23 protein-coding genes are annotated in these 25116 nt (G+C 62.1%); 12 read left to right on the top strand and 11 right to left on the bottom strand.

Going from position 1 to position 25116, the window contains the following annotated elements; all coding sequences use genetic code 11:
- Positions 1-41 precede the first annotated feature (41 nt).
- The gene (gene trxA / locus ACN50D_RS21510) at positions 42-413 is read right to left on the bottom strand and encodes a thioredoxin (protein WP_003944106.1); all 372 of its coding nucleotides are present in this window, start codon (positions 411-413) and stop codon (positions 42-44) included.
- Between the two features lie 74 nt (positions 414-487).
- Entirely contained in the window at positions 488-1483 is a 996-nt protein-coding gene (locus ACN50D_RS21505; RefSeq protein ID WP_003944097.1) for a helix-turn-helix domain-containing protein, read from the bottom strand.
- Positions 1484-1696: 213 nt separating this feature from the next.
- Between ACN50D_RS21505 and ACN50D_RS21500 the strand changes: the two genes are divergently transcribed.
- Complete coding sequence (locus ACN50D_RS21500; protein WP_050656519.1) at positions 1697-2626, top strand: DMT family transporter; 930 nt, start codon at positions 1697-1699, stop codon at positions 2624-2626.
- Here the strand turns inward: ACN50D_RS21500 and ACN50D_RS21495 are convergent.
- Positions 2571-3146, bottom strand: coding sequence for a 2'-5' RNA ligase family protein (locus ACN50D_RS21495; protein WP_249342902.1), 576 nt, complete (start codon positions 3144-3146; stop codon positions 2571-2573). The two genes, ACN50D_RS21500 and ACN50D_RS21495, sit on opposite strands and share 56 nt — an antisense overlap.
- Here ACN50D_RS21495 and ACN50D_RS21490 point away from each other — a divergent pair.
- The 4 genes from ACN50D_RS21490 (at position 3112) to ACN50D_RS21475 (ending at position 7002) form a co-directional block, all read left to right on the top strand.
- A complete protein-coding gene (locus ACN50D_RS21490; protein WP_039972997.1) occupies positions 3112-4209 on the top strand; it encodes an isocitrate/isopropylmalate dehydrogenase family protein in 1098 nt (365 codons plus the stop codon). The genes ACN50D_RS21495 and ACN50D_RS21490 overlap by 35 nt on opposite strands.
- 206 nt (positions 4210-4415) lie before the next feature.
- Positions 4416-5288, top strand: a complete 873-nt coding sequence (locus ACN50D_RS21485) for an ABC transporter substrate-binding protein (protein ID WP_024487476.1) — start codon at positions 4416-4418, stop codon at positions 5286-5288.
- A complete protein-coding gene (locus tag ACN50D_RS21480; RefSeq protein ID WP_019748635.1) occupies positions 5288-6244 on the top strand; it encodes an amino acid ABC transporter permease in 957 nt (318 codons plus the stop codon). The genes ACN50D_RS21485 and ACN50D_RS21480 overlap by 1 nt, the downstream gene beginning before the upstream one ends.
- Positions 6241-7002 (top strand): amino acid ABC transporter ATP-binding protein, encoded by a 762-nt coding sequence (locus ACN50D_RS21475; protein ID WP_019748634.1) that lies wholly within the window; start codon positions 6241-6243, stop codon positions 7000-7002. The genes ACN50D_RS21480 and ACN50D_RS21475 overlap by 4 nt, the downstream gene beginning before the upstream one ends.
- Positions 7003-7005: 3 nt before the next feature.
- Here the strand turns inward: ACN50D_RS21475 and ACN50D_RS21470 are convergent, their stop codons facing one another.
- The gene (locus ACN50D_RS21470; protein ID WP_058037538.1) at positions 7006-7851 is read right to left on the bottom strand and encodes a class I SAM-dependent methyltransferase; all 846 of its coding nucleotides are present in this window, start codon (positions 7849-7851) and stop codon (positions 7006-7008) included.
- Positions 7852-8188: 337 nt separating this feature from the next.
- On the opposite strand from ACN50D_RS21470, the gene rpsA reads away from it, so the two are divergent.
- On the top strand, positions 8189-9676 hold the full coding sequence (gene rpsA, locus ACN50D_RS21465) for a 30S ribosomal protein S1 (protein WP_058037518.1): 1488 nt from the start codon (positions 8189-8191) through the stop codon (positions 9674-9676).
- Positions 9677-9855: 179 nt separating this feature from the next.
- Here rpsA and ACN50D_RS21460 read toward each other — a convergent pair whose 3' ends face one another.
- Complete coding sequence (locus ACN50D_RS21460; RefSeq protein ID WP_003944056.1) at positions 9856-10071, bottom strand: hypothetical protein; 216 nt, start codon at positions 10069-10071, stop codon at positions 9856-9858.
- Positions 10072-10230: 159 nt separating this feature from the next.
- On the opposite strand from ACN50D_RS21460, the gene coaE reads away from it, so the two are divergent.
- Positions 10231-11445: a dephospho-CoA kinase gene (gene coaE, locus ACN50D_RS21455; RefSeq protein ID WP_058037517.1), complete on the top strand. Its 1215-nt coding sequence runs from the start codon at positions 10231-10233 to the stop codon at positions 11443-11445.
- A 4-nt stretch (positions 11446-11449) separates the two neighbouring features.
- Here coaE and ACN50D_RS21450 read toward each other — a convergent pair whose 3' ends face one another.
- On the bottom strand, positions 11450-11968 hold the full coding sequence (locus tag ACN50D_RS21450; RefSeq protein WP_054187412.1) for a DUF402 domain-containing protein: 519 nt from the start codon (positions 11966-11968) through the stop codon (positions 11450-11452).
- Positions 11969-12054: 86 nt separating this feature from the next.
- On the opposite strand from ACN50D_RS21450, the gene uvrB reads away from it, so the two are divergent.
- The 3 genes from uvrB to ACN50D_RS21435 all read left to right on the top strand — a co-directional run bounded on the left by uvrB (position 12055) and on the right by ACN50D_RS21435 (position 15779).
- Positions 12055-14217, top strand: coding sequence for an excinuclease ABC subunit UvrB (gene uvrB, locus ACN50D_RS21445; protein ID WP_007728743.1), 2163 nt, complete (start codon positions 12055-12057; stop codon positions 14215-14217).
- A gap of 45 nt (positions 14218-14262) precedes the next feature.
- Positions 14263-15138: an SCO6745 family protein gene (locus ACN50D_RS21440; RefSeq protein WP_007728746.1), complete on the top strand. Its 876-nt coding sequence runs from the start codon at positions 14263-14265 to the stop codon at positions 15136-15138.
- Positions 15139-15326: 188 nt separating this feature from the next.
- On the top strand, positions 15327-15779 hold the full coding sequence (locus tag ACN50D_RS21435) for a universal stress protein (RefSeq protein ID WP_003944055.1): 453 nt from the start codon (positions 15327-15329) through the stop codon (positions 15777-15779).
- A 1-nt stretch (position 15780) separates the two neighbouring features.
- Here the strand turns inward: ACN50D_RS21435 and ACN50D_RS21430 are convergent, their stop codons facing one another.
- The 3 genes from ACN50D_RS21430 to ACN50D_RS21420 form a co-directional block, all read right to left on the bottom strand.
- Positions 15781-16242, bottom strand: a complete 462-nt coding sequence (locus ACN50D_RS21430; RefSeq protein ID WP_073513273.1) for a DUF732 domain-containing protein — start codon at positions 16240-16242, stop codon at positions 15781-15783.
- Between the two features lie 83 nt (positions 16243-16325).
- The gene (locus tag ACN50D_RS21425) at positions 16326-18608 is read right to left on the bottom strand and encodes a HelD family protein (protein WP_054187411.1); all 2283 of its coding nucleotides are present in this window, start codon (positions 18606-18608) and stop codon (positions 16326-16328) included.
- 132 nt (positions 18609-18740) lie between these two features.
- The gene (locus ACN50D_RS21420; protein ID WP_003944048.1) at positions 18741-19673 is read right to left on the bottom strand and encodes a DoxX family protein; all 933 of its coding nucleotides are present in this window, start codon (positions 19671-19673) and stop codon (positions 18741-18743) included.
- A gap of 245 nt (positions 19674-19918) precedes the next feature.
- Here ACN50D_RS21420 and ACN50D_RS21415 point away from each other — a divergent pair, with 245 nt between their 5' ends.
- A complete protein-coding gene (locus tag ACN50D_RS21415) occupies positions 19919-20485 on the top strand; it encodes a DUF2716 domain-containing protein (RefSeq protein WP_230793111.1) in 567 nt (188 codons plus the stop codon).
- A 28-nt stretch (positions 20486-20513) separates the two neighbouring features.
- Here the strand turns inward: ACN50D_RS21415 and ACN50D_RS21410 are convergent, their stop codons facing one another.
- Positions 20514-21200 (bottom strand): MBL fold metallo-hydrolase, encoded by a 687-nt coding sequence (locus ACN50D_RS21410; RefSeq protein ID WP_030536735.1) that lies wholly within the window; start codon positions 21198-21200, stop codon positions 20514-20516.
- A gap of 174 nt (positions 21201-21374) precedes the next feature.
- On the opposite strand from ACN50D_RS21410, the gene uvrA reads away from it, so the two are divergent.
- Positions 21375-24335 carry an excinuclease ABC subunit UvrA gene (gene uvrA / locus ACN50D_RS21405; protein WP_211921315.1) on the top strand — a complete coding sequence of 987 codons (2961 nt, stop codon included), beginning with the start codon at positions 21375-21377 and terminating at the stop codon, positions 24333-24335.
- Between the two features lie 72 nt (positions 24336-24407).
- Here the strand turns inward: uvrA and ACN50D_RS21400 are convergent, their stop codons facing one another.
- Positions 24408-25115 carry an alpha/beta fold hydrolase gene (locus tag ACN50D_RS21400; protein ID WP_054187409.1) on the bottom strand — a complete coding sequence of 236 codons (708 nt, stop codon included), beginning with the start codon at positions 25113-25115 and terminating at the stop codon, positions 24408-24410.
- Position 25116 lies beyond the last annotated feature (1 nt).

Below are 25116 nucleotides of genomic sequence, written 5' to 3'. Positions count from 1 at the left end.
TGGGCCGGAATCGACTTCGATTCCGGCCCAGCCTTTTCACGCTATTCAGCAGATGCGGTCTGCTCTGCGATCTGCTTGCGGACCTCGTCCATGTCGAGTGCCTTGACCTGAGTGACGAGCTCCTCGAGCTGAGCGGCGGGAAGCGCGCCGGCCTGGTTGAACACGAGTACGCCTTCGCGGAAGGCCATGATCGTGGGGATGGAGCGGATGTTGGCGGCCGCTGCGATTCCCTGCTCGGCCTCGGTGTCGACCTTGGCGTGAACGACGTCGGCATGCTTCTCCGAAGAGGCTTCGAACGTCGGTGCGAACTGGCGGCACGGGCCGCACCAGGAGGCCCAGAAGTCCACGAGGACGACGTCGCTGCCGTTTATCGTTTCGTCGAAGTTCTGCTGGGTGAGTGTCTGGGTGGCCACAGGGGTCCTTTCCATTGTGCGGGCTGTTGGTGTGTGCAACGCCCCGGAACCGCTGATTCTTCCCTGAGCCGATTTCAGCTTGCGTTCTCGGTCGCCCGAAACGTCCGGCGGTAGGCCTGCGGCGTGGTGCAACGCAGACGAATGAAGTGCTGGCGAAGCACGGCACCGCCGCCGAATCCGACGCGTTCTGCGATGACGTCGACGGAGAGGTCGGAATTCTCGAGGAGATGTTGGGCGGCCAGTACTCGCTGATCGCTGAGCCAGCGGGCGGGGGTTGTTCCCGTTTCCGCTTGGAAACGGCGCGCGAACGTGCGCGCGGACATGTTCGCGCGGGCTGCGACCATGCCCACAGTGAGGTCGAGGGCGAGGTTCTCCGTCATCCAGTCGAGGAGCGGGGCAAGGGTTGCACTCGGCGTCGAGGCGAGGGGAGTGGCAACGTACTGGGCTTGCCCACCGTCACGATGGGGCGGCACCACCATCCTTCTCGCGATGCCATTGGCAACGCGAGAACCCTGTTCTTTTCGGACGATGTGCAGGCACAGGTCAATTCCTGCCGCGGTGCCTGCGCTGGTGAACACCGGATCTTCGTCCACGTACAACACGTCCGGATCGACCTTGGCTTCCGGATACGTCTGGGCAAGCCTCTCTGCATGCCGCCAATGCGTCGTGCATCGCCTTCCGTCCAGTAGTCCAGCCGCCCCGAGGACAAACGCTCCGGTGCACAGACTCGCCACCTTGGCGCCCCGGGCTACGGCCTCGTTGAGTTTGACCAACAGGGGATCGACACTCGAGTCGGGACTCGGTGAGCACATGTACGCGTCGCCGGCGTCGTAGGTTCCGCCGGCGGACACGACGATGAGATCGGCGTCGTCGAGAGAATCGAGGTTGTACGGAACATCGATGTTGTACCCGAACCGCGTTCGGATCGGACCCGGAACTGCGGCGATCAGAGAGAAGTCGTACGTGGGGAGGCCGTCGTCGGATCGGTCGAAGCCGAAGACTTCACATGCCACGCCGAGTTCGAACGCCTCGGTCATCGGCATCAGTGGGACCACCACTTTCGCGAGCATCTTTCGAGTGTGACAGAAAAACAGGAAAGTGGCAGAAAATCGTCCAATTCTGGCTTTTCTGCCACTACTGCCACGTGGGACATTCCGTCAGGCTGGACACATGGCAATCATCGTCGTCAGCGTCTTGGTCCTACTGGTCCTGAACGTACTAGCTCTTGCCGGCCGAACGCCCGACACTCGTCACGACGTCAGTCCGCACGGAGACTTCACCCTTTGAGGGCAAGTCTGGCCTTTCAATACACCGCAGCTGCGGTGGTGTGGGGAGCCAGTTTCCTCTTCATGAAGATCGGGCTCGAAGGTCTGTCCTTCACGCAGGTAGTTCTGTGGCGCTTGGTCTTCGGTGCGCTCGCGCTGGTTCTCGTGTCAGCGGTCAGCCGGATCGGCCTACCGAGGGACTTTCGCGTCTGGAAACACATGGCTTTTCTCGCAGCGACACAATGCATCGTGCCGTGGCTGCTGTTCAGTTGGGCGGAGCAAAACATGTCCTCGGGACTCGCGAGCATCTACAACGCCACCACGCCACTGATGACTATGGCTGTCTCCCTTGCCTTTCTGCCGGGGGAGACGCTGACGCGATACAAATCGCTGGGGTTGCTTCTCGGATTCGGTGGGGTGCTGATCGTATTGGCGCCGTGGAATCTCGGCGTCGGCGGAAGTGTCAGTTCTCAGGTCGCTTGCCTGGGAGCGACTGCCTCGTACGGGATTTCGTTTGTCTACCTCAGACGTTTCGTGCTTCCTCTCGGCGTCGACACCCGCACGGTCGCGTTATTGCAGATCAGTATCGGTGCATTCGTGATGGTTCTGGCCTCACCGGTCATCGCGAATACACCGATGCACCTGACGCCGGCAGTTGTCCTGTCGATGATCGCTCTGGGCGCACTGGGGACCGGGCTCGCATTCATCTGGAACACCAATGTCGTTCAGGGGTGGGGGCCGACTGCGGCGTCCACCGTCACTTACCTCAGTCCAGTGGTGGGCGTCGCTCTCGGCGCAATAGTCTTGAACGAAAGCGTTGGCTGGAATCAGCCGGTTGGTGCACTCGCGGTGATCGCGGGAATCCTGGTGACCCGACGTGCAACCCGATCTGTCACAGCGGCGGCGTCAGTAACCACTCCGTCTTCTGTTCGCCGTCCCAGCGCCTGATCGCGCCGCAGCGCCCTTGAATCACGTCGGTGCCCAGCAGGGCGATGGCTTCACCCAGACGTGCAGGTTCGACGCGTCGGGCGAGCGTTACATGAGGCGTCCACGCGCCGGGCTCGACGTGGGCGGGAAGTGCCGTCGAGTCAACTGTTGACTCGGATATTTCTCGGTGCAGGTGAAGGAGTGCGCGCGAAGGAATGACCGAGCGCGCCAAGACCATCTGCTTGCCGCCGAACACGACGTAGCCACCGAGTCGGACCTCGAAGTCCGGGGCCGAGAAGCGCCGCTTCAACAGTTCGTCGATCTCCGCGGGGATCTCACGGGCGACGAACAGCGTGATGTGCGGACGGTTGGACGGGCTGTGATGAGAGGCCTGACTCGGTAAACCGGCGTCGGCGAGTAGCTGCCATTGTGCTCGCACTGCCGACTCACTCACTGGATCGAGGAGCAATTCCACCGACTGGACCATGGTGAGCAATGATTGCCTGATGACAGGTGCGAGCGCAATCGGTACTTCGGCCATGCGGCTGGGGCTCATGCACGGCGACGGAATCGGCCACGAAATCGTCCCGGCGACACGGCAGATCGTGGATGCGGCGTTGTCAGCGGTTCATGCTCCGCCCGTCGAGTGGGTCGAGCTTCCGCTCGGGAGTACGGCCATCGACAGCCACGGCACGCCGATTCCCGACGAGACCATCGATGGGTTGGGGCAGCTGCAGGGTTGGATTCTCGGACCCCACGACAGTGCGTCCTATCCGGAGAGGTTTCGCGGACAACTCACACCCGGCGGCGTCATCCGGAAGAAGTTCGAGCTGTTCGCGAACATTCGGCCGGCAGCGGCGTTCCCCGGTGTCAAGGCAATGGTCCCCGACATGGATCTGGTGATCGTCCGCGAGAACACCGAGGGGTTGTACGCGGATCGGAACATGGCAGTCGGCAGCGGCGAGTTCATGCCGACGCCCGACATCGCGCTGGCCGTCGGTGTGTTCACCCGCGCTGCGTGTGAACGGATCGCACGCACTGCCTTCGCGTTGGCGTCGCGACGGCGCAATCACGTCACGATCGTCCACAAAGCCAACGTCCTCACACTGACCACCGGCCTGTTCCGTGACGCCTGCCGAACCGTCGCTGCGGAGTACCCACACGTAGTCGTCGACGACGAGCACGTCGACGCGATGGCGGCGCACCTGGTTCGACGCGGCGGCGACTTCGATGTCGTGGTGACCGAAAACATGTTCGGCGACATTTTGTCGGATCTGGCGGGCGAGCTGTCCGGTTCACTCGGAACCGCGCCGTCGATCAACGCTTCCGAGACGCAGGTCATGGCTCAGGCTGCGCACGGTGCAGCACCCGACATCGCCGGGAAGAATCGGGCGAACCCGACGGCACTGTTCCTCTCGAGTGCAATGATGCTCGACTGGCTCGGTGATGCGCGTGGCGATCGGTTGTTGTCTGCGGCAGCACGCCGCATTTCAGACGCGGTTCGCACGACCATCGCGTCGGGCATCGCGACCGCCGACCTCGGCGGTTTGGCATCGACCAGCGAATTTTCCGAAGTCGTGTACGCACACACTCTGCGTCGCTGATTCTTGTACGACAGGCCGGAATCTTGCGAAGTCGGCGACGGTGGAACTCCTGCCGTAACCTACCGTTCGACTGAATTTCGGATGGACGTTGCAAGTGCGGCGATCGACGAGTGGAGAGCAGAGTCGTGGTCGATGAAAACGCACGGGCACCAAGGCCACGTGGCGTGAGTTATGGCTCGAGCAGTGGCGGGCGTATCCGCGCCAACGTGGTGCGAGTCCTGTTGGTGGGCTTGATCGTCGCATTGTGCGGCGGATGTGTCACCAACAACGAGGGTCTCGTTCCGGAAGGGCCGCCACTTGATGTCCAGAAGGTGCCCGAGATCGCCGCACTTCTGCCGTCCAAGGTCACGGATTCGGGCAAACTGCAGGTCGGGGTCAACATTCCTTACGCGCCAAACGAATTCAAGGACGCGGACGGCAACATCGTCGGTTTCGACGTCGACCTGATGAATGCCGTTGCCGCCGTGCTCGGGGTCGAAGCTGTCTTCAACCAAGCCGACTTTGACAAGATCATCCCCGCTATTCAGTCGGGAAGCTACGACCTCGGCATGTCTTCGTTCACCGACTCCAAGGAGCGCGAGAAGACGGTCGACTTCGTCACGTACTACAGCGCGGGTATCCAGTGGGCCCAGCGGCCGGACAAGCCAGTCGATCCGAACAATGCGTGCGGGCTTCGGGTGGCGGTGCAGACCACGACCACCGAGGACATCGACGAGGTGCCTGCCAAGAGCGAGGCCTGCGTGGCCGAGGGCAAACCCCCGATCGACAAGATCAAGTACGACAGCCAGGACGACGCGGCCAACGCGCTCATTCTCGGTCGAGTCGACGCGCTGTCCGCTGATTCACCAGTGACCGGCTATGCGATCAAACGGAGCAAGGGCCGGATGGAAGCTGCGGGAGAACCCTTCGATTCGGCGCCTTACGGCTGGCCGATCGTGAAGGGCTCCGCCCTCGGTCCCGCCCTGCAGCAGGCAATGCAGTACCTGATCGACAACGGTGTCTATCAACAGATCGCGCAGACCTGGAGTGTCGAGGCCGGCGTCATCGAAGTATCCAAGATCAACGGCGCGGAAAGCTGATGAACATGACAACAACTGAGACCGGCGATCCGGTGCCGATCAAGGCGATTCCACTACGCAGACCTGGTCGTTGGATTGCCGCGGTCGTCGTCGTGGTCCTCTTCGGACTGTTCGTTTACGGCGCGGCGACCAACGAAGCCTTTGCATGGGGGACTTACGGTCAGTATCTGTTCGACAAACGCATCTCCGCTGGTGCGTGGACAACGATCCAGCTGACGGTGCTGGCAATGGTGATCGCGATCGTCCTCGGTGTGATTCTGGCAGTCATGCGACTCTCTCCCAACCCGGTGCTTCGCGCCGCGGCTTGGGGCTATCTGTGGATCTTTCGAGGAACACCTGTCTACGTGCAGTTGGTCTTCTGGGGCCTGTTCCCGTCGATTTACAAGAGCATCGATCTCGGTATTCCCTTCGTACATCAGTTTGCGCACATCAATCTCCAGGACTTGCAGGCAGCGTTTCTGTTTGCCGTGATCGGTTTGGCATTGAACGAGGCCGCCTACATGGCCGAGATCGTCCGCGCCGGCGTGAGTTCGGTCAACGAGGGCCAGACCGAAGCATCTGTTGCATTGGGTATGACGTGGAGTCAGACGATGCGACGAACCGTTCTACCGCAGGCGATGCGCGTCATCATTCCGCCGACCGGTAACGAGGTCATCAGCATGCTCAAGACCACCTCGCTCGTGACGGCGGTCCCTTACAGCTTCGAGTTGTACGGTCGAGCGCGCGATATCTCGGGCGCCAACTTCGAGCCGATTCCCCTGTTGATGGTGGCGGCGACGTGGTACCTCGCAATCACGAGTCTGCTCATGATCGGGCAGTACTACGTCGAGCGTCACTATTCGAAGGGCGCAACCCGAGCACTGACCACACGCCAACTTCAGGCACTGGCCGACGCGCAAGGAAAAGCTACGGTAGTGGAAACGCTTCCGGATACCCCCGGAGGAGAACGCAAATGACCCCCATGGTGAAAGCAGACCGAGTTTGTAAGAACTTCGGCGCATTGGAGGTCCTGAAAGGGATTTCGCTCGAAATCGACCCCGGTCAGGTCCTGTGTCTCGTCGGGCCGTCCGGGTCGGGCAAGTCGACGTTCTTGCGCTGCATCAATCACCTCGAGCAGGTCAACGCCGGCCGACTGTACGTCGACGGCGACCTGGTGGGCTACTCGGAGAAGAACGGAAAACTGTACGAACTTCACCCGCGAGCAGCGGCCAAACAACGCCGCGACATCGGGATGGTGTTTCAGCACTTCAATCTGTTCCCGCACCGCACCGCTCTCGAGAACATCATCGAAGCGCCGACGCAGGTGAAGCGCGTCAGTAAGAAGAAGGCTGTCGAACGAGCGAAGGACCTCCTCGATCAGGTCGGGTTGAGCGCCAAAGCCAACGCCTACCCGGCCCAGTTGTCGGGTGGTCAGCAGCAAAGAGTTGCCATCGCCCGCGCTCTCGCGATGGACCCGAAGCTCATGCTGTTCGACGAGCCGACGTCCGCGCTCGACCCCGAACTGGTCGGTGAAGTTCTCACCGTGATGAAGCAGTTGGCCAAAGAAGGCATGACGATGGTGGTCGTCACCCACGAGATGGGTTTCGCCCGCGAGGTCGCCGACCAGTTGGTCTTCATGGACGGGGGAGTTGTGGTCGAGGCAGGCGAGCCGCGGGAACTCCTGGCCAATCCTCAGCACGACCGGACCAAGGCTTTCCTGTCGAAGCTGCTGTAGCCGTCAGGGTTTGACGGCGCTGAAAATTGCAGTGCCCGGAAAGAGTTGGCCGCGCAGGGGACTCCACTGTCCCCATTCGCGGTCCAACCACTCCGGCCATTCGGGCTCGATGATGTCGCGCACCTGAAGTCCGGCCGCGACGATCTCACGAACCCGGTCGCCGATGGTGCGGTGATGCTCGACGTAGGTGGGGACTCCGTTGTCATCGACCTCGACATACGGGGTGCGGTCGAAGTAGGGGAGGGTCGCGGTCAAGCCCTTCGGCCCGGGATCGTCGGGGAAGATCCATCGAATCGGATGGTTGACGGCAAAGACCCACGATCCGCCGGGACGCAGAACCCGGGCGACTTCGTTCATCACTCGCTGCGAATCGGCAACGAACGGGACGGCGCCGAACGCAGAACAAACGATGTCGAAACTCTCGTCGGCAAACGGCAGGAGTTCCGCACTTGCCTGAATCAACGGGACGGCCGGTCCGCCGGCATTCATCGCGTCCTGCCCGCGGGCGAGCATCCCCATCGAGATGTCGAGACCGACGGCCCGAGCACCATGTCCGGCGAGCCATCGGGCACACGGCGCCGAGCCGCAACCCACTTCCAATATGTCTTTGTCGACTATGTCGCCGAGCAAGTGGTGATCGCCCTCGTGCAGCCCTTCGGGGCACCAGACGAATTCACCTTCCGCGCTGTTCACGCCCAGAAACTCGCCGTGGGTTCGGTGGTAATCGTCGGCGTCGGCGTCCCACCACGCACGGCTGGCGCGGTCGCTGGAACTCGAATCGACACGGACTCGGCCGACGCCGCTGGTACCGAGAATGGAATTGGCAGCGGCATGGCGCTCGTCAGACATGAACAACACAGTAGAACGGGTGATGCGGGCGCAGGGTACCCGGGTTTGCCCGGCAAGATAGCCGACGCGTAGTCTTACTCACGCGAGTGTCTGTCATCCGACCGATTGTCTATACGAGATCTTTACCAAGGTCTCGGAATCGGTCGGACCGAGGGAGCTCGCGGTGCGCTTCCGCGGTGTGGAATGTGATCCGGTATTCGGTTGTTCGTTATTGATGCAGCTGGGTACTTCGATCTAGTACTTCACAAAGTACTTCCAACATTTGTACGCCACAGTTGCGCATCTCGTCCGACAAAATCCATCAACCGACCACAACTCGTCCGGAGCAATTCAACATATGCCCTCCACAACCGTCACCTCGCCGCAGGTTGCCATTAACGACATTGGCTCCGCCGAGGACTTCCTCGCCGCCATCGATGCCACGATCAAGTACTTCAACGATGGCGACATCGTCGAAGGAACCATCGTCAAGGTCGACCGCGACGAGGTTCTGCTCGACATCGGTTACAAGACCGAAGGCGTCATCCCTTCTCGTGAGCTCTCCATCAAGCACGACGTCGACCCCAATGAGGTCGTCTCCGTGGGAGATGCGGTCGAGGCTCTCGTCCTCACCAAGGAGGACAAAGAAGGTCGACTGATCCTGTCGAAGAAGCGCGCTCAGTACGAGCGTGCCTGGGGCACCATCGAGGAGCTCAAGGAGAAGGACGAGGCCGTCAAGGGCACCGTCATCGAGGTCGTCAAGGGCGGCCTCATCCTTGACATCGGTCTTCGTGGCTTCCTCCCCGCTTCGCTCGTCGAAATGCGTCGCGTCCGCGACCTCCAGCCGTACGTCGGCAAGGAGATCGAGGCCAAGATCATCGAGCTCGACAAGAACCGCAACAACGTGGTCCTGTCGCGCCGCGCATGGCTCGAGCAGACTCAGTCCGAGGTTCGCAGCGAATTCCTGCACCAGCTCCAGAAGGGCCAGGTCCGCAAGGGCGTCGTGTCCTCCATCGTCAACTTCGGTGCATTCGTGGACCTGGGCGGCGTAGACGGTCTGGTTCACGTTTCCGAGCTGTCTTGGAAGCACATCGATCACCCGTCCGAGGTTGTCGAGGTCGGCACCGAGGTCACCGTCGAGGTTCTCGACGTCGACCTGGACCGCGAGCGCGTCTCCCTGTCGCTCAAGGCAACGCAGGAAGATCCGTGGCGTCAGTTCGCCCGCACGCACGCCATCGGCCAGATCGTGCCCGGCAAGGTCACGAAGCTGGTTCCGTTCGGTGCATTCGTGCGCGTCGAAGAGGGAATCGAAGGCCTCGTTCACATCTCGGAGCTCGCTGAGCGCCACGTCGAGGTTCCGGACCAGGTTGTCGGCGTCGGCGACGATGCACTCGTCAAGGTCATCGACATCGACCTCGAGCGTCGTCGTATCTCGCTGTCGCTGAAGCAGGCCAACGAGGATTACAACGCCGAGTTCGATCCGTCCAAGTACGGCATGGCCGACTCGTACGACGAGCAGGGCAACTACATCTTCCCCGAGGGCTTCGATCCCGAGACCAACGAATGGCTCGAGGGCTTCGACAAGCAGCGTGAAGAGTGGGAGAACCGCTACGCCGAGGCTGAGCGTCGCCACAAGATGCACACCGCTCAGATGGAGAAGACCGCTGCAGACGAGGCCGCTGAGGCTGCCACCGCTGCTGCCGGCTACTCCTCGGAGACGGCTGCTGCAGAGGACGCCGAGGCTCCGGCTGCTGCCGGCTCCGCTCCGGCCGAGTCCGCTGGCGGATCGCTTGCCAGCGATGCACAGCTCGCCGCACTTCGCGAGAAGCTGTCGGGCAACGCATAAGGATTACCGCTTGATCTGATCAGGCGAGATCTGTGAAGAACCCCGCCCCTGCACGTGCAGGGGCGGGGTTCTTCTCTCTGCCAGGTGTCACTTGCGAGCGAAGAATCAATTCAGTGAGTGAACACAAAAATGACCGGCACCGTAGGGTTGCCGGTCATTTTGTACTTTGTGAAGAGAACTCAGTTTGCGGGAGCAGGCACCCAGTAGGTGGCGGTCGCTTCGGCTGTGCGCTTACGCATCGACGCGAAGCTGTGTCGGCCTTGGCTCACGAGCATCGTGAACCACGTACGACGGTGCTCTGCCAGGGCAAAAGCAACTTCGGGAAACTCTATGCAGTGCACGCCGTTCGGCATTCCGAGGCGGTGCTGACCGTGATGGTCGCGATCTGCTCGCATGGCGTCCACTTTCTCGAGAAGGTGCAGGTACAGGTGCGTTCGCTAGAACATAACCGCACGGTCACCAAAATTGTGGTATTTGAGCCTCGAACGCCCCGGCGTGTTCGATCAGTAGGCGTGTCTGAATCTCTCGGGCGCGGAGATGAGAGACTGTCGAGTGTGTTGAGAGTTGGCCTCACTGGAGGCATCGGAGCCGGTAAGTCGACAGTGTCGAAAATCCTCAGCGAACTGGGAGCCGTCATCGTCGACGCTGACCTGATCGCCCGAGAAGTGGTCGAGCCCGGTACTCCGGGACTTGCCGCTCTGGTCGATGCATTCGGCGACGGGATTCTGTCCGAGGACGGCAGCCTCAACCGACCCGCGCTGGCGTCGTTGGCGTTTGCCGACGACACGTCACGCGGAACTCTCAACGGCATCCTCCACCCACTGATCGGTGCGCGGACGATGGAGCAGATTTCGTCTGCGCCGTCGGATGCAGTGCTCGTTCAAGATATTCCGCTGTTGGTCGAGGGTTCGATGGCGCCGGCATTCAATCTGGTCGTCATCGTTTACGTCGACGAGGAGGAACGAGTTCGACGCTTGGTGGGCTCGCGCGGCATGCCTGAATCCGACGCTCGTGCGCGCATCGCAGCGCAGGCAAATGACGATCAGCGTCGTGCTGTTGCCGACGTGTGGCTCGACAACAGCGGAGAGCCGGGTTCACTCGACGACGTGGTCCGCGACTTGTGGGCGAATCGACTTGTTCCCTTCGAGAAGAACCTCCGCGAGGGCACGGTAGTGCGCGCACTGCCCGAGCTGACTCCAGCCGACCCGTCGTGGCCGGCGCAGGCCGAACGAATCATCGGCCGGTTGTCGTTGGCGTCCGGTGACCGCGCGCGCCGTATCGATCACATCGGATCGACCGCAGTGCCTGGTCTCGATGCCAAGGACGTGATCGACATTCAGATCACTGTCGAGCACCTCGGCGTTGCCGACGACCTCGCGGAAGATCTGGCCGCTGCCGGGTTCCCCCGGATCGAGCACATCGTCGCCGACGACCCGAAACCGTCGTACCTCGGTGGCGAGACCGATCCGGCGGTGTGGGCGAAGCGGATCCACGGGAGTGCCGATCCAGGGCGCCGCGCGAACATTCACATTCGGGTGGACGGTTGGCCAGGTCAGCAGTTCGCGATCCTCTTCCGCGACTGGCTTCGCTCCGATGCGTCGGCGCGTGCCGAATATGCCGAACTCAAGGTCAAGGCAGCCGAGAGTGCCGCCGGCATCGACGACTACGCCGCTGCGATCGACGCCTACCTGGGAGTCAAGACGCCGTGGTTCGACGCCGCTTTCCACCGGGCATGGGAGTGGGCCGAGAAATCAGGCTGGTCCCTCTAACCACTCAGCGCCACGTGACCGGCATGCCCACCGAGGTGAGCCAGGCGTCGAGATCGTGACCGTGGGCGGCGATGCCGTCGATAGCGCGGGCCGCGTTCAGCATCGCACGCTCTGACGTCTTCGGGTCGAGAATCCCGGCGGTGTTCGCCTCGAGCAATTCGTCGACGTCGAGCAATTCGACGCTGCGTCCGGTCTGCACGATCAGGTCGAGGTAGTGGTCCTCGGACGTCCAGACCTGGTCGCCGCGGATGAAGTCGCCGATGTCGACATAGAAATCCCAGTCTCGGATGTGTTCCGGGGTGAAGTGCAGGATCGACGCCCGAATTCCGAGTTCGGGAATAATCCAGGACTCCAGGTAGTGAAACCGGGGATGGTCGGCGTGGCGCGCCATGTACAGCCCCCACGGTTCTTCGCGGTAGTGCTCGACCGGGCGAACGAAGCCCTTGGGATCGACGTTGGTGCGAGCTGCGATGTCGAAGGTTTCGACCTTCGGCCGGTGAATGTGGGGACGTTCCTCGCTCATGGTCGAAGAACCTACCGCCGAACTGCATTTTCGGCTGAACGCGGACGAGCGGGCATTGTGTCGGTAGGTGCGCTTACCCTGGTTTCATGGCGTTTGCTTCCGAACATCCCGTGGTCGCGCATTCCGAGTTTCGGCCGGTTGGTGACATCGAGCGCTCAGACGCGCGCTTCGAGGTCGTCAGCCCGTACGAACCGGCAGGCGATCAGCCGGCAGCTATCGCCGAGCTGGAGAAACGGATCAACGAGGGGGAGAAGGACGTAGTCCTCCTCGGTGCGACCGGTACCGGTAAGTCGGCCACGACTGCGTGGTTGATCGAGAAGCTGCAGCGCCCGGCTCTGGTGATGGCTCCGAACAAGACTTTGGCGGCTCAGCTCGCGAACGAGCTTCGGGAAATGCTACCCAACAACGCGGTCGAGTACTTCGTCTCGTACTACGACTACTACCAACCCGAGGCGTACATCGCCCAGACGGACACCTACATCGAGAAGGATTCGTCCGTCAACGACGATGTCGAGCGGCTGCGCCACTCGGCGACGTCCAGCCTTCTGTCACGACGGGACGTGGTCGTGGTGGCCTCGGTGTCGTGCATCTACGGCCTCGGTACACCGCAGTCGTACCTCGATCGCTCAATTCAGCTGGACGTCGGTGTGGAGGTGCCGCGGGATGCGTTCCTGCGTCTGCTCGTCGACGTTCAGTACAACCGCAACGACATGGCGTTCACGCGAGGTTCGTTCCGCGTGCGCGGCGACACGGTCGAGATCATTCCGTCGTACGAAGAGCTGGCGGTCCGCATCGAATTCTTCGGTGACGAGATCGAGGCACTGTACTACCTCCATCCACTGACTGGTGACATCGTTCGCCAGGTCGACACGGTTCGTATCTTCCCGGCGACGCACTACGTCGCCGGCCCTGAACGCATGGAGCGTGCCGCCAAGGACATCGAGGCGGAACTCGAAGAGCGACTCGCCGAGCTCGAAGGCAAGGGCAAGCTCCTCGAGGCTCAGCGTCTGCGCATGCGTACGCAGTACGACCTCGAGATGATCAAACAGGTCGGATTCTGCTCCGGCATCGAGAACTACTCGCGCCACATCGACGGCCGTGGCCCTGGAACTGCCCCCGCAACCTTGATCGACTACTTCCCGGAAGATTTCCTTCTGGTCATCGACGAGTCGCACGTGACGGTTCCTCAGATCGGCGCCATGTACGAGGGCGATATGTCGCGCAAGCGAAACCTGGTCGAGTTCGGATTCCGGCTACCGTCGGCAACAGACAACCGCCCTCTGACTTGGGAAGAATTCAGTCAGCGGATCGGTCAGACCGTCTACTTGTCGGCGACACCAGGTAAGTACGAGTTGGGTCAGTCCGGCGGTGAGTTCGTCGAGCAGGTGATCCGCCCGACCGGATTGATCGATCCCGAGGTCATCGTCAAACCCACCAAGGGACAGATCGACGATCTCGTTCACGAAATCCGCGAGCGAGCGGAACGTGACGAGCGTGTGCTGGTCACGACGTTGACCAAGAAGATGTCGGAAGATCTGACCGATTACCTGCTCGAACTCGGTATTCGCGTCCGCTACCTGCACTCGGATATCGATACGCTCCGGCGAGTCGAGTTGCTCCGTCAGCTCCGCCTGGGGGAGTACGACGTGCTGGTCGGCATCAACCTCCTGCGTGAGGGACTCGACCTTCCCGAGGTGTCGCTGGTCGCGATTCTCGATGCCGACAAAGAAGGTTTCCTACGTAGCTCCACCAGCCTCATTCAGACGATCGGCCGAGCGGCTCGAAATGTATCCGGTCAAGTGCACATGTATGCGGACAAGATCACCGCTTCCATGGCGCAGGCCATCGAGGAAACCGAGCGACGACGCGAGAAGCAGGTCGCCTACAACGAGAAGATGGGCGTCGACCCACAACCTCTACGCAAGAAGATCGCGGACATTCTCGATCAGGTGTACGAGGAGGCAGAGGACACTGCGGCGTCCGTGGACGTCGGTGGTTCGGGTCGCAATGCGACGCGTGGTCGGCGTGCGCAGGGTGAGGCCGGTCGTGCGGTCAGTGCGGGTGTGTACGAGGGGCGCGACACCAAATCGATGCCTCGGGCCGAATTGGCAGATCTGGTCAAGGAACTCACCGATCAGATGATGAACGCTGCCCGCGACCTTCAGTTCGAGTTGGCTGGGCGATTGCGAGACGAAATCTCGGATTTGAAGAAGGAGCTTCGAGGAATGGACGCCGCGGGTCTCAAGTAGGTCGCCTCGCGTGCGTTCGTGCTTTCGACCGCTACGGTTTCAGGTATGGATGCACAGACTGCAGGCAAGACCGCGCGGACTCTCGAACTTCTCCATTCCTTGGCGTACTTCGTCCCGGAGACGGAGAAGGAACTTGTCGGCGTCGGGTTGGAGCCTGGCCGAATGGTGTACTTTGCCGGGCGATCAGCTCCGCTCGGCGCTCCACCCGCGACTGTCGTCACGGCCACCTTCTTCAACTTCAATCCTGAATTGATCGCCAGTGTTATCCCACGTGCCTGGGAATTGGCAAGGCCCACAGAGGTTGTCGCCGCGCGGTATCGGGCAATCGACGCGGCGTACGTCCGCCTGTTCGGTGCAGACGTGACAGGATCGGCGGACATGGCCGAGGCCGCCGAACTCGTGTCGATCGCTGCCCAGAACATTCCTGGAGTGGACGGCCGCCCTCTGTACGCGGGTTGGGCGTCGCTCGACTGGCCGGCCGAGCCGCACCTGCGTTTCTGGCACGCGCTGACACTGCTGCGTGAGTATCGCGGTGACGGCCACATTGCGGCCCTTCAGACCGCGGGATTGAACGGCCTGGACGCGTTGATCACGCACACCGCGACGGGAATCGGGTTTCAGCGCAAATTCGCGCAGACTCGTCGCGGATGGTCGCAGGAACAGTGGGACGAGGCCGTCGAGAGTTTGAAGGACCGCGAACTGCTGGATCGTTCGTCCGGTGCGCTGACCGAGGACGGGCAGGACTTGCGTGACGTCGTCGAAGACCTGACGGACGACCTCGCTTTGGCTCCGTGGGATGCGCTGGGTGAGGAGGGTGCCAAGCGGTTGCTGGAATTGGCGACGCCGTGGCGTACCGCCCTGGTCGAGCAGGAAGTATTTCCGGCGGCGCTGTTCGGGCCCCGCTTTGGCAAACTTCGCTGAGTGGTCACCACCGAACAAATGTGTCTGTGACGAAGAATCACATTCACTGTGGGCTTGTGGCGTGTACTGCAAATAACACTATCCGCGGCACAATCCCGCTAATGTCAGCGCAGCGGTTGTCGAGCGGGCGCAACAGCGTTGCGCCCGGTGCCGGCCGTACCGTCCGTCCCGTAACCATGGAGGAATGAATGAGTGCCTACCGGACCGTTGTCGTAGGAACCGATGGCTCCGAGTCGTCACTGAAGGCAGTCGACAGAGCTGCCGCCATTGCCAGTGGCTCGGACGCTCAGCTCGTCATCGCGTGTGCGTACTACCCGGCTGATCCCAAGGACGTGAGCGCTGCCGCTGATGCGTTGGGTAACGAGGCCTACCAGGTCACCGGTTCCGCTCCGACCTACGAGATCCTTCGCACCGCTCGTGAGCGCGCACATGCCCAGGGGGCAAAGGATGTTGTCGAGCGCGCCGTCGTCGGCGCTCCCGTCGAATCGCTTCTCGCTTTGCTCGACGAGGTGAAGGGCGACTTGCTGGTCGTCGGAAATCGCGGATTGAACACGTTGACCGGGCGTCTACTCGGATCGGTGCCTTCCGATGCCGCTCGCAAGGCGACGTCCGATGTCCTGATCGTGCACACCGTTCGCTGAACTACCGGCAGTACTCGGCCTCGGCCGCATCGACGAACACTTCAGCCAGCTGATCGGCGCTGGGGGGTGTTGTCGATGCGGCCGAGCCGTTTCCGGAGGTGACCATTGGTTCGCTTGCTCCGTTCAGCGATACCGCCCGCAGATTCGCGATGATCATCGCTCGATCCGTTCCGGCCGCGAGCTGCTGGCAGACGCCGTCACCGAGCGCCTGCAACATGTCGTCGGAAAAGGCGGGCGTGACCCCGGTAGACGCGAGCGCCGCCCGCAGCCTTTCTGCCACGTCTACCGGTTTTTCGGTCGGTGCGGCAGCAACAGCAGCGATGTCGTCGCTGCCTGCAGCAGCCGTCGAACTCGAATCATCCTCTGAGCAACCGGCTGTCACCGCCGCAAGCATCCCGACGCCGATCACCACGCGAGCGATCTTGCGGATGGGTGCGGCGGAACTTGCGGGCAGGCCAAGCACGAGGGGTCATTCCTTCAGTCGTCGACACAAATTGGAGTGACACCACCATTCGTGGTGTCACGCACGAACCTACTCCGTGATGCTCACGAATCGAAGGCCAACTCTGCTGCTTCGACGCCGTCGAGAACCGCGGGGAGCGACTCGACGTGAATGATGCCGAGCCTCTGGGTAGCGCGGGTCAATGCGACGTAGAGGTCGTTCATTCCGCGTGGTGACTCGTCGAGAATGTCGGCAGGTTCGACGATCAACACGGTGTCGAACTCGAGTCCCTTGACGTCCTTGACGGACAGGACGCTTACGGTGTCACTCGCTAGGCCCGCCAGATCGGCAACAACCTCGGAACCGGCGATCACTGCGGTGATACCGGGATGCGACTCGGACTCGATGCAACGGCGCACGGTCGATTCCAATTCTTCGGCCGTGGTCTTGAGCGCCCACGGCGCGAATCCGCTGTCGCGTACCGACCGGGGCACGGATTGCTCCGGGTCGATCTCTTCGAGCACACGGTGCGCGACATCCATGATCTCCGAGGGAGTTCGGTAGTTGACGGTCAGTTCGGTGAGCTTCCAGCGCTTGGCGACGTAAGGCTCGAGAATCTTCTGCCAGGACGAAGTTCCCGCGGGATCACCGGTCTGAGCTGTATCGCCGACCAACGTCATCCAGCGATTCGGTATGCGCCGCATCAGCATTCGCCACGCCATTTCGGAGAGCTCTTGGGCTTCGTCGACGATCACGTGACCGTAGGTCCAGGTTCGGTCGCCGGCAGCGCGTTCTGCCGTGGTCTGGCGCTGGCCCTGATCGTGGCGTTGGGCGAGTTGGCTGGCGTCGATCAAGTCGTACGCCATCAAGATCTCGGGATCCATCTCGTCTTCGAGATCCTGTGGTGCAGACCCGGTGAGGATGTCGAGGGCGCCCTGGGCGTCGGCGATCTGCGCGCGCCATTCACGTTGTGCGCGTTCGCGTTCGGCGGCGTCGTCGACGCCGAGAATCTCGGCCAGTTCGTCGAGCAGGGGAGCATCGGCCGCACTGAAACCCGGTCCGACGCTCTGCAGAAGCTCGTCGCGTTGGGCGTCGTCGAGTTGCGGCGCTGCCTTGGCCAACCTCGCCGGCGACGTCCACAGTTCCGCGAGGATTTGCTGCGGCGACAATTCGGGCCACAGCTTTCCGATGGCGGACATGATGTCCGGGTCCTCACGCATCTCGTCGCGAATGTCGGCGATGTCGTCCCGACTGAGGAGTGACCCACCGTCGACGAGGTTTCCGCCGATGAGTTCGGCCATCTGCAGTGCCAACGCCTCGATGACTGCTGCCACGAAGATCGGGCGCGCCAGGTTGTGTGGGCGACGCGACGACCGAGCACGCCCGCGCGCCTTCGTGACAGTCTTTCGATCCAGCTTCAAGTCGTACGTGTCGAATCGAAGGGTAATCGGCTTCGACGGAACTTCCTGCCGATCCCGGACGGCGTTCTTGAGCACGTCGAGGATCGCGAGGGAACCCTTGATCTCACCGGCGGCGAGGGAATCCGTACGAGTCGCACGCACTCCGGGGTACAGGTCCCCGATCGTCGAGAGTAGAACTCCGGTCTCACCGAGTGAAGGAAGGACCTGGCTGATGTAGTCGAGGAACGTCGCGTTCGGCCCGATGATGAGAACACCGGCCTTGGCCAGTTGCTGGCGGTAGGTGTAGAGCAAGAAGGCGGCACGGTGAAGGGCGACTGCGGTTTTGCCGGTACCCGGACCGCCCTGGACGACCAAAACGCTCTTGTGCTCGGAGCGGATGATGGCATCCTGCTCACTCTGAATGGTCTCGACGATGTCGTTCATCTGACCCGTACGCGCTGCGTTCAGAGCGTCCAGGAGAGCGCTCTCACCGGCGACGCCGCCGGCTTCGGTCACCACGCCTGCGGCGCGGGCCGCGTCGAGGTCCAGGTATTCGTCGTTGATGCCGGTGACTGTGCGGCTCCGACTGCGAATATGGCGTCGCCGCTTCACGCCCTCGGGTGCCGCGGGCGTCGCCAGATAGAACGGGCGTGCCATCGGAGCTCGCCAGTCGAGGAGCAGCGTTTCGTAGTCGTTGTCGGTGTCCAGGATTCCCAGTCGGCCGACGTAGCGTCGCTCGTCGTCGAAGTCGATGCGTCCGAAACACATTCCGTTCTCGGCTGCGTCGTACTTGGCGAGATCCTCGGTGTACATGGCGTTGAAGGATTCGCGTTCGCTGCGTGCTTGCGGGGTTCCGCCGGTCTCGAGGAGGACCGTGCTCAAGCGAGTTTGGGCATACTTTCGAAGATCGTCGAGACGGGAGTACAACATCGTCACGTACTGCTGCTCGAGCTCTTGCTCGTTCAGTGACGGGTCCGCGTCGGGCAAAGGATCTCCTAGGCTTGATGAGAAATTCACGCGCTGCAAAAGCGCCAAGACAGTCTAGTTCCCCCAGATGAACTGCCGCATAGATACAGGTCAGGCCACCCGAAGGTGGCCTGACCGTGTCTTTCGGTGCACTCAGTGCGTCAATTCGTCCTTCTTGGCGCGAGCCTTTTCGAGCGCCTTCTCTGCGCGCTTGCGAGCACGCTTACCCAGCACCTCGGTCTGCTCCGACGCCGTTTCGGCCCACTCGTTGCTCTTCTCGAGGGCGAGTTCGGCGAACTCCGAGCTGCGCTTGCTCGCCAGCTCTGCCAGTTCGGCGCTGCGCTCGCGTGCGGTCTCGGCCAGTTCGGAGCCGCGCTTCTGCGCGACTTCGAGGATGTCCGGGCCGCGTTCCTTGGCGACCTCTCCGAATTCCGCGGCTCGCTTGCTCGCGATCTCCGCGAACTCGGAGCTGCGCTCCTTCGCAAGTTCGAGCCAATCCGTGCCGTGTGCCTTCGCGGTTTCGGCAAGCTCGGAACCGCGTTCGGACGCCACCGACAGAGCATGCTCGACGCGATCGCTCGTGTGATCGGTCTGCGATGCGACCAATGGAAGTGCTGCGGCGATAGACGCCTGGGCTTTCTTCGCGGCGCGACGGCCGCGCCAGCCGAGCGACGGCTTGCCCTCGGTGTCGACGGAGGCGATCATCAGTCCGCCGAGCAAGCTGACGTTCTTGATGAAGTTTGTGCGCTGCATCGCTCGCAGTGACGGATCGGTTTCGTTCCAGAAGTCGTGACCGGCAAGCGTGGTCGGTACCAGGCTCCCTGCGAGCACCAACGACGCGAGCCGCGGCGCCTTGCCGGTGGCCAGCAGGGCACCGCCGCCGATCTGGACGGCGGCGTTGATCTTGACGAGTGTTTCCGGATCAGCAGGCACCTTCTGCGTCACTGCTCCTGGCAGCGTCTCGACGGATTTGTCGATCAGCGGTGACGCTTTGGCTGCTCGCTGAGCAGGGTTGCGCAAAGCATCGATTCCCCCGGCGATGAAGATCGTGGAAAGCAGTGGACGAGCAATTCGACGTACCAGCATGTTTCAAGCCTCCCGATGTAGGTTCGTTTTCCACCCTAGCGATCTCACAAGGAATTGGTCCGGTTCGGCGATCCCGGCACGCCTGACCCGGTCGCCGGATTCCTGGTCGCCGAAGCGCGCTGTACTGCGACGATGACTTCTCCACTGATCCGGACACACCGTTCTGAAGTATCCGTTACCGCGTATCCGCATACGGCGTGTTCGAAGGTGTCACAGTATGCGCACCGTTCGAGCACGATGGTGTTGTGACCACCAAGATGACTCAGAACTTCGGCTCGACCCTTCCCACCGGCTGGGGACAGCTGTCGGACGAGGAGAACGAGAGAAACTGGGCGATCTTTCGTGACCGCTTTGGGTTCACGCCCGGCATCGACGCACGATCTTGGCCCGCCATCGCCGAGCCCATCCCGTCCGTGGTCTTCGATTTGGGTGCGGCGCCAGCTGCGACTCCAGGGGCGTGGGCCGCTCGCGTGGATGCGATCAACGCCGAAGCGTTGCGCTGTTTTGTCACCGATTGGAACGACGATCCCAACTTCGTCGTTCTGGATTGGCAGCATCCGGGCTACACCTTCGACGCGGAGGCACACGCTGCTGCGAAGGAGCTTGCGGAGTGGCGTGTCCCGGTCTATCCGAACGGTGACTACTACATATTCAGTCGGGACGACTTCACGGAAGGGACCTTCGGCCATCCGTGGGAACGCACGCTGTGTGTGTTCGGGGAACGGATGGTCGAAGGACTGGGCCGGACTCTGTCGACCTGGCTTCCGCGACTTCGAGTCAACGGTGAACAGGTCGACAGCCAAGTCGGTTAGCGGGGTCCAGTACGGAACAGGTGAAACGTCACCAACCGCGTTCGCGCCACTCCGCCAGGTGCGGGCGCTCGGCGCCGAGCGTCGTGTCCTTGCCATGCCCGGGGTAGACGACGGTCGCGTCGTCGTACCTTCCGAACAGCTTGTTTTCCACGTCGTCGAGCAGAGAAGTGAACTTCTCGGGGTCGGCGGTCTTGCCTACTCCGCCGGGGAAGAGTGAGTCGCCGGTGAAGAGGTGAACCTGTCCGCTCGGTTCGGTGAGAGCCAGCGCGATGGAGCCGGGCGTGTGGCCGGACAGGTGAATGACGTCGAGGCTCAAGTTGCCAACGGTCACCTTGTCGCCGTCTTCGAGGAGCACGTCCGGGGTGACGGGAAGGACCTCTGCGTCGAGGGGGTGCGCGGCGGTCGGCACCTTGGTTGCGGCGTGAACGTCTTCGAGGGCCAACCAGTGATCGCCGTGCTGGTGGGTGGTGACGATGGAATCGAAAACAGGTGCTTCCTGTTCGATGAGCGCGATGATCTTCTCGGCTTCGTTGGCCGCATCGATCAGGAGAGATTTCCCGGTCGTGGAACAGACGACGAGGTAAGTGTTGTTGTCCATGGGGCCGACCGACATCTTCGTGATGACGGCGCCTTCGACTGTGCGCCGCTGAGGGGCAGAATCGGGGGAGACCTGACCGGTGTAGGAGTCGTCGATCACGATGGGCTGATTCGTCATGAAACGCAGGCTACCTTCGAATAGGGGCAGGTAGAGCGATGGGCTCGCCTGGTGAGAAAAACGTGTCGGTGGCTCGGCCTACGATGACGATCGCTCGAGGACTCGCGTTTGCGAGGCCACTCGAGACTTCTCCGGGGGGACGGCCCCGGACGATTGACAATGAAGGGAATTGGTGTGGCGGATCGCCTGATCGTGCGGGGTGCGCGTGAGCACAATCTGCGAGGAGTCGATCTCGACCTCCCGCGAGACAGCCTGATCGTCTTCACCGGGTTGTCCGGCTCCGGCAAGTCCAGCCTCGCGTTCGACACGATCTTCGCCGAAGGTCAGCGCCGCTACGTCGAGTCGCTCTCGGCATACGCGCGTCAGTTCCTCGGTCAGATGGACAAGCCGGATGTGGACTTCATCGAGGGATTGTCTCCTGCGGTGTCGATCGACCAGAAGTCGACCAACCGCAACCCCCGTTCGACGGTGGGCACCATTACCGAGGTCTACGACTACCTCCGACTTCTCTATGCCCGCGCAGGTTCGGCGCACTGCCCGGTGTGTGGTGAGAAGATCGCACGTCAGACGCCCCAGCAGATCGTTGACCAGGTGCTCGAGATGGAAGAGGGCATCAAGTTCCAGGTCCTCGCACCGGTAGTCCGTACTCGTAAGGGCGAGTTCGTCGACCTTTTCGATCAGCTCAATACCCAGGGCTACTCGCGAGTGCGCGTCGACGGTGTCGTCCATTCGCTGGCGGATCCGCCGAAGCTCAAGAAGCAGGAAAAGCACGACATCGAAGTAGTGGTCGACCGATTGCAGGTCAAGGCGAGTTCGAAGCAGCGCCTGACCGACTCGGTCGAGACCGCACTTCGCTTGGCTGAAGGCATCGTGGTCCTCGACTTCGTCGACCGTGAAGAAAATGCACCTGATCGTGAGCGTCGTTTCTCCGAGAAGCTGGCCTGCCCGAATGGCCACGCACTCGCGATCGACGATCTCGAACCGCGCTCGTTCTCCTTCAACTCGCCCTACGGCGCCTGCCCGGAATGCACTGGCCTCGGTATCCGCAAGGAGGTCGACCCGGATCTGGTGGTTCCCGATCCCGACCTGAGCCTCGAAGACGGAGCGATCGCGCCGTGGTCGATGGGCCAGAGTTCGGAGTACTTCGGACGGTTGCTCTCCGGCCTCGGCGACATCCTCGGTTTCGACATGAAGACGCCGTGGAACAAGTTGCCGGCGAAGGCCCGCAAAGCAATCCTCGAAGGCAGCGAGGAGCAGGTTCACGTCCGGTACAAGAATCGGTACGGCCGTACCCGTTCTTACTACGCGGAGTTCGAAGGTGTGATGCCGTTCCTGCATCGCCGGCTCGAGCAGACCGAATCGGATCAGATGAAGGAACGGTACGACGGGTACATGCGCGACACGCCGTGCCCGGCGTGTGGTGGTGCTCGCCTGCGCCCGGAAATCCTGTCGGTAACTATCGCGGCTGGAGACTTCGGCAGTAAGTCCATCGCCGAGGTCTGTGAACTGTCGATCTCCGATTGCGCGGACTTCTTGAACAGCCTCACTCTCGGTTCGCGCGAAGAGGCGATTGCGGGTCAGGTCCTCAAGGAAGTTCAGGCACGACTCGGGTTCCTGCTCGACGTCGGCTTGGAATACCTTTCCCTCTCGCGTGCCGCTGGCACGTTGTCCGGTGGCGAGGCCCAGCGAATCCGCTTGGCAACGCAGATCGGTTCCGGACTCGTCGGCGTGCTGTATGTACTCGACGAGCCGTCCATCGGCCTGCATCAGCGTGACAATCGACGACTGATCGAAACCCTGACGCGCTTGCGCGACCTCGGCAACACGCTGATCGTCGTCGAGCACGACGAAGACACTATCTGCACGTCCGACTGGGTAGTCGACATCGGACCGTACGCCGGCGAGCACGGCGGCAAGGTCGTCCACAGCGGACCGTACGAAGAACTGCTGACGTGTGAAGAATCTCTGACCGGCGCCTACCTGTCGGGTCGCAGCTTCATCGAGGTTCCGGCCATTCGTCGGCCGGTGGATCGCAAACGCCAGGTCACGGTCGTCGGAGCTCGCGAGCACAATCTCGACGGCATCGACGTGAGTTTCCCGCTGGGTGTTCTCACCGCTGTCACCGGTGTCTCCGGTTCGGGCAAGTCGACGTTGGTCAACGACATTCTCGCGACCGTCATGGCGAACAAGCTCAACGGTGCACGCCAGGTGCCTGGCCGTCACACACGAATCAACGGACTCGATCAGCTGGACAAGCTCGTGCAGGTCGATCAGTCTCCGATCGGCCGGACTCCGCGATCGAATGCGGCGACGTACACCGGTGTGTTCGACAAGATTCGAACCCTGTTCGCGGCCACGACGGAAGCGAAAGTCCGCGGTTACCAGCCCGGCCGATTCTCGTTCAATGTCAAGGGTGGACGCTGCGAGGCGTGCTCCGGCGACGGAACCTTGAAGATCGAGATGAACTTCCTGCCGGACGTGTACGTGCCCTGCGAGGTATGCCACGGCGCTCGGTACAACCGCGAAACGCTCGAGGTCCACTACAAGGGCAAGTCGATCGCCGAGGTACTCGACATGCCTATCGAGGAAGCAGCCGAGTTCTTCCAGCCGGTCACCTCAATTCACCGGTACCTCAAGACGCTGGTCGACGTCGGCCTGGGCTATGTCCGACTGGGTCAGCCGGCTCCGACTCTGTCCGGTGGTGAAGCGCAGCGCGTCAAGCTCGCCGCCGAATTGCAGAAGCGGTCCACCGGTCGCACGGTGTACATCCTCGACGAGCCCACCACGGGTCTGCATTTCGAGGACATCCGAAAGCTCCTGATCGTGATCAACGGTCTGGTCGACAAGGGCAACAGCGTGATCGTGATCGAGCACAACCTCGACGTGATCAAGACGTCGGACTGGGTCGTCGACATGGGACCCGAGGGTGGATCCGGCGGCGGAACCGTTGTGGCGCAAGGTACGCCGGAAGACGTTGCCGCGGTCCCCGAGAGCTACACGGGCAAGTTCCTCAGTGAGGTTCTCACCGCACAGCACGCGCCGGTCAAGGCCAAGCCGATCACCAAGAAGCGTGCGACGAAGGCAGTTGCCGCAAAGAAGGCCGCGCCACGGAAGAAAGCCGCTTCCGTGAGCTAGTAGAACGTGAGCAAGTAGAAATCGGTCAGTGATGCCGGGTCGGAATCCGATCCGGCATCACTGCTTTGTCGATCAGGAAGCGGCGGCCTCGAGGATCACCTGGGCGACGTCTTCGGGGCGCGACCACATCGGCCAATGGCCGGTCGGGAGGTCGACGTACGTCACGGGAAGTTTCGCCAGTTCGGCGGCCATCGGATGACCTCCGTCGGCCATCTGGGCAATCACCGCGGACGGGAACGTGCTGCAAACGACGGTTGACGGCACCTGGTAGCGCTTTTCGTTCGTCAGGACAATCGGCTCACGCGCCGGCCCGGCCGGTTCGGGGACGGCGTTGGCGCGAAACGCCTCGAGAGCCTTCTCGTCGAGTCCTTCGAGGCTGCTGCCGTCTGCTTCAAGTTCTGCCCACGTCGGCAGCGGTATCTCGACGACGTCAGCGGCCAGATCCGGTCGCAGCGCTGCGCCGTCGGGCATGGGGCCCGAGTCGACGTAGACGATCCGAGCGACGCGATCCGGGATGCGATCGGTGACGGCGTACCCCACCGGGCCGGCGCCGCTGTGTACGACCAAGACCGTGCGCTCGTCGGAGTCCGATACGGCGTCGACGACTGCACGGACGTGAGCGTCGAAGGTGACCGCTGATCGATCTGTGTCTACTGCGTCGAGCCCGGGCAGTGTCAGGCTGGTCACGCGGGTGTCGGAACGTTCGAGGTGTGGGAGTACTGCATCCCAAGCCCATGAACCGAGCCAGAATCCGGGAACAAGAACGATGTGAGTTTTCATG

Source organism: Rhodococcus sp. SB1D (assembly GCF_048573875.1).
GTDB classification, from domain to species: domain Bacteria; phylum Actinomycetota; class Actinomycetes; order Mycobacteriales; family Mycobacteriaceae; genus Rhodococcus_F; species Rhodococcus_F qingshengii.
This window is presented reverse-complemented; position numbering and strand designations above follow the sequence as displayed.

Coding starts and splice junctions, on each gene's coding strand:
- ACN50D_RS21440 (WP_007728746.1), top strand. CDS start 14,263: ATGGATGCACAGACTGCAGGCAAGACCGCGCGGACTCTCGAACTTCTC.
- ACN50D_RS21420 (WP_003944048.1), bottom strand. CDS start 19,673: ATGCTGGTACGTCGAATTGCTCGTCCACTGCTTTCCACGATCTTCATC.
- ACN50D_RS21450 (WP_054187412.1), bottom strand. CDS start 11,968: ATGAGCGAGGAACGTCCCCACATTCACCGGCCGAAGGTCGAAACCTTC.
- ACN50D_RS21475 (WP_019748634.1), top strand. CDS start 6,241: ATGACCCCCATGGTGAAAGCAGACCGAGTTTGTAAGAACTTCGGCGCA.
- rpsA (WP_058037518.1), top strand. CDS start 8,189: ATGCCCTCCACAACCGTCACCTCGCCGCAGGTTGCCATTAACGACATT.
- ACN50D_RS21470 (WP_058037538.1), bottom strand. CDS start 7,851: ATGTCTGACGAGCGCCATGCCGCTGCCAATTCCATTCTCGGTACCAGC.
- ACN50D_RS21505 (WP_003944097.1), bottom strand. CDS start 1,483: ATGCTCGCGAAAGTGGTGGTCCCACTGATGCCGATGACCGAGGCGTTC.
- ACN50D_RS21460 (WP_003944056.1), bottom strand. CDS start 10,071: ATGCGAGCAGATCGCGACCATCACGGTCAGCACCGCCTCGGAATGCCG.
- ACN50D_RS21495 (WP_249342902.1), bottom strand. CDS start 3,146: ATGGCCGAAGTACCGATTGCGCTCGCACCTGTCATCAGGCAATCATTG.
- ACN50D_RS21400 (WP_054187409.1), bottom strand. CDS start 25,115: ATGAAAACTCACATCGTTCTTGTTCCCGGATTCTGGCTCGGTTCATGG.
- ACN50D_RS21435 (WP_003944055.1), top strand. CDS start 15,327: ATGAGTGCCTACCGGACCGTTGTCGTAGGAACCGATGGCTCCGAGTCG.
- ACN50D_RS21410 (WP_030536735.1), bottom strand. CDS start 21,200: ATGACGAATCAGCCCATCGTGATCGACGACTCCTACACCGGTCAGGTC.
- uvrB (WP_007728743.1), top strand. CDS start 12,055: ATGGCGTTTGCTTCCGAACATCCCGTGGTCGCGCATTCCGAGTTTCGG.
- ACN50D_RS21480 (WP_019748635.1), top strand. CDS start 5,288: ATGAACATGACAACAACTGAGACCGGCGATCCGGTGCCGATCAAGGCG.
- ACN50D_RS21490 (WP_039972997.1), top strand. CDS start 3,112: ATGACAGGTGCGAGCGCAATCGGTACTTCGGCCATGCGGCTGGGGCTC.